The 11,350-nt window shown below is 72.6% G+C and carries 10 protein-coding genes (1 of these 10 only partly in view); 9 read left to right on the top strand and 1 reads right to left on the bottom strand.

Annotated elements, in window-relative coordinates:
• The 6 genes from D471_RS0102215 to D471_RS0102190 all read left to right on the top strand — a co-directional run.
• On the top strand, window positions 1-392 hold a 392-nt coding region (locus D471_RS0102215; protein ID WP_017597118.1), incomplete at its 5' end, for an IMP dehydrogenase.
• A gap of 185 nt (window positions 393-577) precedes the next feature.
• Window positions 578-1,459: a lytic transglycosylase domain-containing protein gene (locus tag D471_RS0102210; protein ID WP_017597117.1), complete on the top strand. Its 882-nt coding sequence runs from the start codon at window positions 578-580 to the stop codon at window positions 1,457-1,459.
• Window positions 1,460-1,540: 81 nt separating this feature from the next.
• The gene (locus D471_RS0102205; RefSeq protein ID WP_017597116.1) at window positions 1,541-2,089 is read left to right on the top strand and encodes a hypothetical protein; all 549 of its coding nucleotides are present in this window, start codon (window positions 1,541-1,543) and stop codon (window positions 2,087-2,089) included.
• Window positions 2,090-2,225: 136 nt separating this feature from the next.
• A complete protein-coding gene (locus D471_RS0102200) occupies window positions 2,226-3,956 on the top strand; it encodes a glycerol-3-phosphate dehydrogenase/oxidase (RefSeq protein ID WP_017597115.1) in 1,731 nt (576 codons plus the stop codon).
• 128 nt (window positions 3,957-4,084) lie between these two features.
• Window positions 4,085-4,774, top strand: coding sequence for a response regulator transcription factor (locus D471_RS0102195; protein WP_017597114.1), 690 nt, complete (start codon window positions 4,085-4,087; stop codon window positions 4,772-4,774).
• Complete coding sequence (locus D471_RS0102190; protein ID WP_017597113.1) at window positions 4,756-6,183, top strand: sensor histidine kinase; 1,428 nt, start codon at window positions 4,756-4,758, stop codon at window positions 6,181-6,183. The genes D471_RS0102195 and D471_RS0102190 overlap by 19 nt, the downstream gene beginning before the upstream one ends.
• 143 nt (window positions 6,184-6,326) lie before the next feature.
• Here the strand turns inward: D471_RS0102190 and D471_RS0102185 are convergent, their stop codons facing one another.
• Window positions 6,327-7,349: a TAXI family TRAP transporter solute-binding subunit gene (locus tag D471_RS0102185; RefSeq protein WP_026127327.1), complete on the bottom strand. Its 1,023-nt coding sequence runs from the start codon at window positions 7,347-7,349 to the stop codon at window positions 6,327-6,329.
• A gap of 216 nt (window positions 7,350-7,565) precedes the next feature.
• Here D471_RS0102185 and D471_RS0102180 point away from each other — a divergent pair, with 216 nt between their 5' ends.
• The 3 genes in view from D471_RS0102180 to D471_RS0102170 are tightly spaced (at most 36 nt apart) and all read left to right on the top strand, a layout consistent with a single transcriptional unit that may run on beyond the window.
• Window positions 7,566-8,606, top strand: coding sequence for a TAXI family TRAP transporter solute-binding subunit (locus tag D471_RS0102180; RefSeq protein WP_017597111.1), 1,041 nt, complete (start codon window positions 7,566-7,568; stop codon window positions 8,604-8,606).
• Window positions 8,607-8,615: 9 nt separating this feature from the next.
• The gene (locus D471_RS0102175; RefSeq protein WP_017597110.1) at window positions 8,616-9,182 is read left to right on the top strand and encodes a DUF1850 domain-containing protein; all 567 of its coding nucleotides are present in this window, start codon (window positions 8,616-8,618) and stop codon (window positions 9,180-9,182) included.
• 36 nt (window positions 9,183-9,218) lie between these two features.
• Window positions 9,219-11,350, top strand: partial view of a TRAP transporter permease gene (locus D471_RS0102170; RefSeq protein ID WP_017597109.1) — the 5' portion only. It continues 43 nt past the right edge of the window; the window shows 2,132 of its 2,175 coding nt (coding positions 1-2,132); it begins with the start codon at window positions 9,219-9,221; the stop codon falls past the right edge of the window.

Genomic DNA, 11,350 nt, shown 5'->3' with positions numbered 1-11,350 from the left:
CCGCAGCCCGCCGCGACTACCTCGACGAGTCCGGCGGCCGGTACGTGCACGTCATCGCGGACGGCGGCATGACCGGCAGCGGCGACATCGCCAAGGCCCTGGCCTGCGGCGCGGACGCCGTCATGGTCGGCTCCCCGCTGGCGCGCGCGACCGAGGCGCCCGGCGGCGGCTACCACTGGGGCAGCGAGGCGCACCACGGTGAGCTGCCGCGCGGCGAGCGGCTCAAGGTCGGCACGATCGGCGACCTGAGGTCGATCCTGCACGGTCCGGCCTCCACGAGCGACGGTTCCATGAACCTCATGGGGGCGCTGCGCCGCACGATGGCCACCGCCGGGTACACGGACCTGAAGGAGTTCCAGCGGGTCGAGGTCGTGGTGAACCCGCACCGCTGACCGGTGACGAGGGCTTCTTTCGGGGGCGGTCCGCCAGTGGGCGGGCCGCCCCCGAGGTCGTCTCCGGCGCGGTTTCCTCCTGCCGTCGCCTGACGCCCCCCGTGACTGAATGACGGCCGTATGCGACCATGGTCCGGATTTTTGCGTCGTATGACCCGACGTTGACCCGGACCCTGGAGGACCGAATGGCTCACAGCGAGCGCCGTGGTGCCCGGTGGAACGGCCCCCTCGCCGCCGTCTGCGTGGCCCTCGCCGTCTGCCTGCTGCTGACGGGCGGGATCGTCTACACGGTCGGCCGGATCTCGACGGCGATGGACGGGTGGGAGGGCCCGTCGGGGCTCGCCGACGGCGGTATCGCGACGCCGCCCGCCGCGGACCTGACCGGACCGCCCGCGCGGGCGGAGGTGAACACCGAGGACGGTCCGCGGGAGGAGCCGACGGCCGGAGGAGGCGGTGCGGGGGACGCCGGATCGGGCGCGGACGAACGGCAGAGCCCGGGGGCGGGTGTGCTCCGCCCCACGGCGGCGTGGCTCGACGAGGTGTCGGAGGCCACGCGGATCCCGCGCCGCGCGTTGGAGGGGTATGCCAGCGCGCAGCTCGCGATGGCCGAGCGGCAGCCGTCGTGCCAGCTGTCGTGGCCGACCCTGGCGGGCATCGGGTACGTGGAGTCGCGCCACGGCACGTACGCGGGAGGCGAGATCGGCCCGGACGGCACCACGACCGTGGACGTCATCGGCATCCCGCTGAACGGTGACAACAACACCCGGGCGATCGCGGACACCGACGGCGGCGAGCTGGACGGCGACGAGCGGTGGGACCGCGCGGTCGGCCCGATGCAGTTCATCCCACGCACGTGGGACCGGTGGGGTGCGGCGCTGGAGGGCGGTACGCCCGACCCGCACGACATCGACGACGCCGCGTTGTCCGCCGCGCGCTACCTGTGCGCGCAGGGCCGGGACCTGACGGTGGCGGCGGACTGGGAGAGCGCGATCCTCGAGTACAACAGCTCCATGGAGTACGTGAACGACGTGTTGGCCTACGCGCACGCCTACGCCGACGCGGCCTGACCGCCCCCGGGTTCCGAGGGCCGGGGCACGTTTCCCGGGGGCGCCGCAGCGGCCCCGGGAAACGGGTCTAGAGTCCGGAGCGTGGACACACGTACGGCCCTGCTGCGCCGCATCCGGATCGGGATCGTTCTCTTCATCGTGGGCCTGGTGGTCAGCGGGGTGACCGCCTTCCCCCTGCCCGCCGAGGTGCGTCTGCTCGAATCGCTCCTGCGGGGACCCCTCGCCCCGGTCGCGGAGGCCCTCCCGGGGCTGGCCGACTGGGTGGACCGGATCCGGACGGGGCTGGACGCCGTCGAGAGCGAGTACCCGTTCGTGCTCTACGGAACCGACTGGCTCGCCTTCGCCCACCTGGTGATCGCGGTGGCCTTCTACGGTCCGCTCCGCGACCCGGTGCGCAACGTGTGGGTGGTCCGGTTCGGCATGATCGCCTGCGTCATGGTGGTGCCGCTGGCCCTGATCTGCGGGCCGATCCGGGGGATCCCGTTCTTCTGGCAGCTGATCGACATGTCCTTCGGGGTGTTCGGGATCATTCCGCTGCTCATCGTCCACCGGATGATCCGCCGCCTGGAGTCGCTCGGGACGGAGGCGGCGGAGGGGGCGGCCCCGGCTCCTTTCGTCCAGCGCGCGTGACACGCCCGCCGGGGCGGCGACGACCAGCGCCGACACCGTCCCCCGGTTAGCCTGGGAGCCTCTGGCCGGTCCGATGGACAGGGGCTCCCGACGGGTATCCGCCTGGGAGGAGCACCATCGAGACGGAGGACGACGGATGGCGACCACGTGGTTGGGACCGGACGCGCGCACCGAGGCGCTCGCGTCGATGGCCGACGAGGAACTCGACGTCCTCGTCGTCGGAGGGGGAATCGTCGGGGCGGGCATCGCGCTGGACGCGGTGTCGCGCGGACTGTCCACCGGGTTGATCGAGGCGCGCGACTTCGCCTCGGGCACCTCCAGCAGATCCAGCAAGCTCATCCACGGCGGGCTGCGCTACCTCGAACAGCTCGACTTCGAACTCGTCCGTGAGGCGCTGACCGAACGCGGGCTCCTGCTCACCACCATCGCCCCGCACCTGGTCCGGCCGGTCCCGTTCCTCTTCCCGTTCTCCCACCACTGGGAACGCTTCTACATCGGCGCGGGCGTCACCCTCTACGACACCCTCGCCCTCACCTCACGCAACAACCGCGGTCTGCCCGCGCACCGACACCTCAGCAGGTCCGGTGCCCTGCGCGTCTTCCCCGCGCTCAAGCGGGACGCCCTGGCCGGGGCCGTCCAGTACTGGGACGCCCAGGTGGACGACGCCCGCTTCGTCACCACCGTGCTGCGCACCGCCGCCGGGCTCGGCGCGCGGATCGCCTCGCGCGTCCAGGCGGTCGGCTTCCTGCGCGAGGGGGAGCACGTGGTCGGGGCACGCGCCACCGACCTGGAGACCGGCGACGAGATACGTGTCCGCGCCCGCCAGGTGGTCAACGCCGCCGGGGTGTGGACCGACGACATCCAGGAGATGGTCGGCGGCCGCGGGCAGATCCACGTGCGCGCCTCCAAGGGCGTGCACCTGGTCGTGCCGCGTGACCGCGTCCAGGCCTCCTCCGGCATGATCCTCAAGACCGAGAAGAGCGTCCTGTTCGTCATCCCGTGGGGACGGCACTGGATCATCGGCACGACCGACACCGCCTGGGACCTCGACAAGGAGAACCCGGCGGCGAGCCGCACCGACATCGACTACGTCCTCGACCACGTCAACCAGGTGCTGCGCACTCCGCTGGGCAGGGACGACGTCGAGGGGGTCTACGCGGGGTTGCGTCCGCTGCTGTCCGGTGAGGACGAGCAGACCTCCAAGCTGTCCCGTGAGCACACGGTCGCCCACCCCGTTCCCGGCCTGGTCCTCATCGCGGGCGGCAAATACACCACCTACCGCGTCATGGCCAAGGACGCGGTGGACGCGGTCGCGCACGGTCTCGGCGGCGGAGTCCCGGCCTCGGTGACCGACCGTCTGCCGCTGGTCGGCGCCGACGGGTACGCCGCCCTGTACAACCAGCGCCACACGCTCGCCCGGAACTCCGGGCTGCACGTCTCCCGCGTCACCCACCTGCTGCGCCGCTACGGATCCACTGTCCACGACCTGCTGACGCTGATCCGGGAACGCCCCGACCTGGGACAACCGCTCGCCGGGGCCGAGGACTACCTGCGCGCCGAGATCGTCTACGCGGCCCTCGCGGAGGGCGCCCGCCACCTGGAGGACGTCCTGTCCCGCCGCACCCGGATCTCCTTCGAGACCTGGGACCGGGGGATCGCCGCCGCGGAGGAGGCCGCCGAACTGCTCGCCGTGCCGCTTGAGTGGAACGAGGAGCAGGTCAAGCGCGAGGTCGAGTACTACCGCAAGGGCATCGAGGCCGAGCGCGCGGCCCAGGAGCAGGACACCGACCAGGAGGCCGACGCCATCCAGCACGGGGCGCCGGAGATCGTCCCGGAGGCCGACACCGGGCGGTCCGCCGGATCCTGACCCCGCCTTCCGGACGTGTGCGGCGGCGGTGGCTCCCGGGGCCGCCGCCTCCAGTGTGGTCCGGGGCACACCCGCCCCGCTAGGGTGCGGTAACGAAGCCCCGACACCACCGCGAAGGACCCCCAGCCATGATCACGGTGCTCCTCGTCGAGGACGACGTCCGGCTCGCCGACGCTCTCGCGGGCGCCCTGGAGGGCCACGGGTACCTGGTCGAGCAGGCCCGCACCGCCGAGGCCGCGCTCGCCGCGCCGCCCGTCGACATCGTCCTGCTCGACCTCGGCCTGCCCGACATGGACGGCGTCGAACTCTGCCGCCGCCTGCGCGAACGCCGGGACGGCGGCGACACCGCCATCATCATGGTCACCGCCCGGGGCGACCGCCGTGAACGCGTGCGCGGCCTACGCTCGGGAGCCGACGACTATGTGGTCAAACCCCTGGCACTGGAGGAGCTGTGCGCCCGGATGGAGGCGGTCCTGCGGCGGACCGGCCGCCGGGGCGGGGCCGCCCTGACCGTCGGCGCGGTGACCGTCGACCCTGCCACGCGCACCGCCACCTGCGCGGGCGCGCCGGTCGACCTCACCCGTAAGGAGTTCGACCTGCTCACCGTCCTCGTCCGGGAGGCGGGCGCGGTGGTCTCGCGCGAGCAGCTGTTGTTACGGGTGTGGCAGACCGACTGGTCGGGCGCTCGGCGCACCCTGGAGGTGCACGTGGGGACGCTGCGCTCCAAGCTGGGCGTCCCGGGGGTCATCGAGACCGTGCGCGGTGTCGGCTACCGCCTCGTCCCCGGAGAGAGTGAGCGTTGCGCCACCGCGTCGTGACCGTCTACGTGACCCTGCTGGTGGCCGGGTGCCTGGGGCTGGCACTGCCGCTGTGCGGGAGCATCGCCGCGCGCGGGACCGCCGGAATGCTCCTCGACCGGATCAACGACACCGCCCGCTTCGCCGGGCTCGCCGAACCCAGCGTCGTCACCGGTTCGGCGGGAAGCCTGACCAGGGAGCTGGTCTCCTACGACCGCTTGTACGGGATCACCGCGATCGTCGTCGACCGGGACGGCGCGGTGGTCGCGAGCTCGCGCGAGGGAGTCACGCTGGCCGACCTCGACCCCGCCGCCGGGGAGGGCGGGACGATGCCGCCCGAGGTGCGCACGGCCCTGGCGGGCAACCGGATGGGGGCCGACACCGTGGTCTGGCCGTGGCAGGACGGGCCGCTGATCGTCGCCGAACCGATCGGCGGGGCGGGGGAGGTGGTCGGCGCGGCGGTCACCGCTTCCCCGACCGGGGCGCTGCGCCGGGCGACGCTCGTCCAGTGGGGTGTGGCGCTGGCCGGGGTCACCGTGCTCATGGTCGCGGGCATCGCCGCCGCCGGTCCGCTCACCCGCTGGGTCCTGCGCCCGATCGACGACCTGGCCGAGGCGACGCGCGCGGTGAGCGAGGGGAGCCTGGGCGCGCGGGTGCGTACGGCGGCCGGGCCGGTCGAGCTGCGGCGACTGGGGGAGTCCTTCAACCAGATGGCCGACACCATCACGACGATGATGGAGCGCCAGCGCATGTTCGTGGCCTTCGCCGGGCACCAGGTCCGCAACCCGCTGGCGGCGCTGCGGCTGCGGGTGGACTCCCTGGTGCGGCACCTGCCGCCGGAGGGCCGCCAGGGTCACCGGCTCGCCCTGGACGAGGTCGACCGCCTGACGCGGGTCTGCGACGGTCTGCTCACGCTGGCCCGGACGGAGGACGCCGACCACTCCACGGTGTGGGAGGACGTGCGCGAGGTCGCGGAGGACCGGGTCGCGGCCTGGTCGCCCATCGCCGAGCGCGTGGGGGCGCGGCTGGTCGTGGAGGGCGCGTCCGGGGTGCGGGTCACGTGCGTGGAGGGGACGCTGGACCAGGCCCTGGACGCGTTGATCGACAACGCGCTGAAGTTCGGCGGTGAGGGGGTGCGGATCGTCGTGCGCGTGCGGGGGCCGTTTCCCGGGACGGGTGGTGGAACCGATGGGGACGACGCGGATGGGGGGCACGTCGACCTGCACGTGGAGGACGACGGTCCGGGGCTGTCCGAGGAGCGGTTGGCCGACGCGACCCGGCCGTTCTGGCGGGACGGGCACGACGGCGTCGGCGGCAGCGGGCTGGGCCTGTCGGTGGTCGTCACCCTGCTGGAGCTCCAGGGGGCCCGGCTCACCCTTCGGTCGCGCAGTCCCCACGGGATCGACGCCCGCGTACGTCTGCCGTACTAGTTCCGGGCCCGCCGCTTCACCTCCGCCCGTGTTCGGCCGCCCCCGAGGCGGGGGTTCCCGCCCGCCCGTCGCCCTCCACCACCCTCAACGGAGAGCCTCCGGCTCCGGTACCCCCCACTTCGTCGCCCTCCACCGCCCGGGGCTCAGGTCCCCGACGCCTCGTAGGCGTACTTGACCGAGCGGTAGTACGCGGCGGCCCCCGGGTGCAGGGGCACCGGCAGCGTGGCGATCGCCGAGCGCGGATTCAGACTCAGCGCGACCGGGTGGACCCCGACCAGGTCGGGACGCGACTCGAAGAGCAGTCGGGTCAGCTCTCCGGCCACCTCGTCCGGCATGCGGTCGTTGACCACGAGCAGACTGGGTACGCCGATCGTGCGCACGGCCGGGACCCCCGGGTAGGTGCCGGCGGGGACGGGCATCTCCGTGAAGTGCTCGCCGTACTCCTCCACCAGCGGGGACACGTGCTCCGCCAGGTCGATCAGCCGGATCGGCGTCCTCGCGGCGAGATCGGCCACCGCGCGCGTGGGCAGGCCGCCCGACCAGAAGAACGCGTCCACCCGCCCCTCCTCCAGAGCGCGCGCGGACTCGCCGATGGGCAGACGCACCGGGACCACGCCGTCGGCCCCGCCGTCGCGCTCCTCCTCGGTGATCTCCGCCAGCCCCGCCAAGGACAGGAGCCGCTCGGCCATCATCTCCGTGCCGGAGCCGCTGGCGCCCAGGGACACGGTGCCGCCCGCGAGGTCGCCGATCTCCGTGTGCTCGGACTCCGCGCGGACCACCAGATGGGTGTGGTTGTCGTACAGCCGCGCGATCGCGGCGACGGGCAGCGGCTCGTCGAACGGGGGTTCCCCGGCCACGGCCAGGGCCGCCACGTCGGCGAGGGTGAAGGCGGCGTCCACGGCCCCGGCGGCGACCAGCCTGTTGTTCTCCACGCTGGCGGCGGTGGGGACCGCGACGATCTCGGTGCCGTCGGGTTCGGCGTCGACCACGCCCGCCAGCCCGGAACCGTACTCGAAGTAGACGCCGCCCTCGCCGCCCGTGCCGACGGACAGCCGGAGGAGGTCTTCGTGCGGCGGAAGTGAACTCGTGAGGAGGGCCGCGGTGAGGACCACCGTCACCGATGACCGCACGATCGACCACGAACCGTGACTTCGCGCCCACACCATGGTCAGACCATAGCAACACGGCCGGAACCTCAGCGGAGCCTCAAAACCCGGAGCGGACGCTGTCCGAGACCGATCGGTTCCCGTTACGTTTCTCACCGGAGCGCTTCCCACAGGAACGGCCCCCGAATCCTCGGGCGATCCCCGAAGGACCCCTCCCCGGCGCCGTCCGCTCCGTCCCCCAGCTACCCCCCAACGTCATTCCGAGAGGACTCGACCATGCGCCGCGCCGTGCCGTCCCTGGCCGTCCTGCCCGTCAGCGTTCTCATGCTGGCGAGCTGTGCCCAGCCCGCCGAACAAGCCGCCGAGGACGCGGCCGGCATCGGCCAAGGAGCCGTCCGGGAACAACTCAGCATCGCCACCGGCGGTTCCACCGGTGTGTACTTCCCCCTCGGCGGCGCCCTCGGCACCGTCATCGAGGACAACGTCGAGGGGCAGACCGGCTCCGCGGAGACCACCGGGGCCTCGGTGGAGAACCTCCGACTCATCGGCAACGGCGACGCCGACATCGCCATCGTCCAGGGCGACGCCGCGGGCCAGGCCTTCGAGGGCACCGCGGAGTTCGAGGGCAGCCCGATCGAGTCCTACGCGCTCGCCGTGTTCTACCCCAACGTCTTCCACACGGTGACCCTGGACTCCATCGCCGAGGACGAGGGCCTGGAGTGCTTCCGCGACGTGCTCGGCACCCGCTACTCGGTGGGCGCCCCCGGCAGCGGAAACCACGCCACCACCTCCGCGGTCTTCGAGGCCCTGGAGATGTCCATGGGCGACATCGAGATCGAGAACCTCGGGTACGCCGAGACCGACAGCGCGCTGCGCGGCGGCCAGCTCGACGCCGGTTCGTGGGTGGTCGGTGAGGGGCACGGCGGGCTGACCGAGCTCGCCACCACCGAGGACGTGCACCTCATCAACATGTGCGACGACGAGCGCGAGGCCATCACGGCCGCCTCCAGCAGCTACACCGAGCACACCATCCCGGGCGGCACCTACCCGGGCGTCGACGAGGACACCGAGACCATCGCGGTGTGGAACTCGCTGGTGGTCGCCGGTGAGTTCAACGAGGAGCAGGCCTACCAGATCACGGCCGCCATGTTCGACAACATCGACACCCTCCTCGCCGCCCACGCCCCGGCCGAGGAGTACCTGGTCCCCGAGACCATCCTGAACAGCCCCGTCCCGGTGCACCCCGGCGCCGCCCGGTTCTACGAGGAACAGGGCGTCGAGCTGCCCGAGGAGCTCGTGGTCCAGACGGAGGGTTAGGCCGTTCCCGTGGCCGCTCGATCCGAACCGACCGACCGGCCGTCCGCGGGCGCCGACCGCCGTCGGCGCCCGCGGGCCCCGGCGCTGTGGGCCGCGGTCCTCACCCTCACCGCGGTGGCCGCCGCACTGCTGGCCCCCGTGTGGCCGGCACTCCGCCTGACCGACGACGGAGCGCCCCTCGGCAGCGTCCCGCTCACGGAGGGGGAGACCTTCACCGTCGCCTACGTCCACTCCATCGACGGGTTGCCGATCGAGGAGGACCTGACCGTACGCGACGGCCGCATCGTCGCCGAGGCGACCCGCTTCGTCCAGTACGGCGCGGGCATGGGCCGGGTCACCGGAGTGGGTGAGGCCCACGCCGACGGCGAGTGGTGGGTGGTCGAGGACATGGACCGCGACGTCGGCGCCGAACTGGTGCTGCGCCCCGGATCGGCCGAGGTCGACCACCGCCTGCGTACGTCCGACACCGAGGTACGGCTCTCCCCGTGCCTGACCTCGCACCGGGTGGTCATCGCCCCCGTGCGGGTCTCCACGCTTCGACTGCTGCTCGGCCGCGTTCCACGGCCCGAGTGCTGACATCCCCCTCTCCGTACGAGAACCCGAGGAAAGACCATGGCTGACACTCCACCGCAGGCGCCGCCGGAGGGCGCCGCCCCCGACACCGCCGGGGACGGGACCGGATTCGGAACCCGGACGGGCAGAACCGGGACCTCGGCGGACGTGCTCCCGGACGTGGACGGCCGGGACGGGGGCGACGGCCCGCTGTGGAGGCGGGTCGCCGAGGAGCGGTGGGGCGAGGGCCGAGCGGCCACCGCGGTCGGCGCGGTGGTGGCCGTGCTCGCCGTCGCCCTGACCGCCTTCCAGCTCTACGTCGCGCTCTTCGCGGGGTTGGACGCGCGGCAGCAGCGGATCATCCACCTACTGTTCGTGATGGTCCTGGTCTTCCTCCTGATGCGCCCCTTCGACCTGGGCAAGGCGTCGGGGCTGTCGGCGCTCACCGTCGTCCGCGCGCTGATCCCCCGGCGGAGGAAGGGGACGGTGAAGGGGGAGGACGGCGGGGATCCGCGCGACGCCGCCGCCCGGCGCGTCCTGACCGGTGTCGGCTGGGTCCTGGACCTGGTGCTGGTCACCGCGGCCGTCGTCGTGAGCGTCTACCCGATCCGGTACCAGGACGAACTGGCCGCGCGCGCCGGGGCCTACACCGGGCTGGACTGGGTCCTGGGCCTGATCCTCATGATCGTGCTGCTGGAGGCCACACGCCGGGCGGTCGGGATGATCATGGTCCTGCTCGTGGTCGCCTTCGTGTACTACGCGTGGATCGGCCCGTTCATCCCCGGGCAGTTCGGCCACACCGGCGCGACCATCCAGCGCATCTCCACGCACACCTACCTGGGCGACGGCATCTACGGCCTGACCCTGGGCGTGGTCGTGACGTTCGTGTTCGTCTTCATCCTCTTCGGCGCCCTGTTGAACAAGACGGGCGGCGGCAACTTCTTCGTCGGGCTGGCGTACGTGGTGACCGGGCGCATGGTCGGCGGCCCCGCCAAGGGCGCGGTGCTCGGCAGCGCCATGATGGGCTCGGTGTCCGGGAGCGCCATCGCCAACGTCGTCACCTCCGGCCCCTTCACCATCCCCCTGATGCGCAAGGTCGGCTACCGCAGGGCGGACGCGGCCGGGGTCGAGGCCGCCGCGTCGACCGGCGGCCAGATCCTGCCGCCCATCATGGGCGCGGGCGCGTTCATCATGGCCGAGCGCACCGGGATCCCCTACGCCGACATCGTCAAGGTCGCCCTCATCCCGGCGCTCATGTACTTCGGTGTGATGTTCCTGTTCGTGGACATCCTCGCGCGCAAGCACGGCATCGGCGTCGCCAGGAACGAGGACCTGCCGCGCCTGCGCCTGGTGATGGCCGCGGGCTGGCATTTCCTCCTGCCCCTGCTGCTGCTCATCGTCCTGCTGCTCCAGTACGTGCCGCCCACGCAGGCGGGCCTGTACGCGTGCGGTGCGCTGCTGGCCGTGGCGATGCTGCGGGCGGGGAGCCGCCTGTCGCCGAGCGACCTCCTCGACGTGTTCGTCATGGCCGCCCGCAACACGCTCCCGGTGTCGGCGGCGTGCGCGGTGGCGGGGATCATCGTCGGGATGGTCGGGCTGACCGGACTCGGTCTGACGCTGTCGAACGTCCTGGTCACGGTGTTCGCCGGCAACCTGCTGCTCACCCTGGTGATGGTGGCCGTGGCGTCGCTCATCATGGGTTTCGGGCTGCCGGTGACCGCCTCCTACGTGGTCATCTCGGTCCTCGCCGTGCCCGCCCTGGGCGAGCTCGGGCTGACCGTGCTCGTGGCGCACATGATCGTGTACTGGTACAGCCAGGACTCCAACGTGACGCCTCCCGTGGCGCTGGCGGCGTTCGCCGCGGCGGGGATCGCGGGCGCCAAGCCGATGCGGGCCGGGGCGGCGGCGTGGAAGTTCGCCAAGGGCCTCTACCTGATCCCGGTCATGATGGCCTACTCCGCGCTGCTGGCGGTGGACGGTCCCGTGCTGGAGCTGGCGGCCGCGGTGCTGAGCGGGTGCGTGGCGCTCGCGGCGGCGGCGATCGCGATCGAGGGGCACTTCCTGCGGCGCACGACGCTGGGGGAGCGGCTCGGGCTGATCCTGGCCGCGGCCCTGGTCATGGTCGGCCCCGAGTGGGCCGCGCTCGCCGAGCGGGTGCTGTCGACGGCGGTGGCCCCGCACTGGTTCGTGCT

The sequence above is a fragment of the Nocardiopsis lucentensis DSM 44048 genome, from assembly GCF_000341125.1.
In the GTDB taxonomy this organism is placed as follows: domain Bacteria; phylum Actinomycetota; class Actinomycetes; order Streptosporangiales; family Streptosporangiaceae; genus Nocardiopsis; species Nocardiopsis lucentensis.
Note: the sequence above shows the minus strand (reverse complement) of the source record. Positions and strands in the feature narration are given on the sequence as shown.

Bases quoted from the DNA above. Each gene is read 5' to 3' on its own strand.
- D471_RS0102210 (WP_017597117.1), top strand. From the start codon at position 578: ATGGCTCACAGCGAGCGCCGTGGTGCCCGGTGGAACGGCCCCCTCGCC.
- D471_RS0102200 (WP_017597115.1), top strand. From the start codon at position 2,226: ATGGCGACCACGTGGTTGGGACCGGACGCGCGCACCGAGGCGCTCGCG.
- D471_RS0102195 (WP_017597114.1), top strand. From the start codon at position 4,085: ATGATCACGGTGCTCCTCGTCGAGGACGACGTCCGGCTCGCCGACGCT.
- D471_RS0102185 (WP_026127327.1), bottom strand. From the start codon at position 7,349: ATGGTGTGGGCGCGAAGTCACGGTTCGTGGTCGATCGTGCGGTCATCG.
- D471_RS0102180 (WP_017597111.1), top strand. From the start codon at position 7,566: ATGCGCCGCGCCGTGCCGTCCCTGGCCGTCCTGCCCGTCAGCGTTCTC.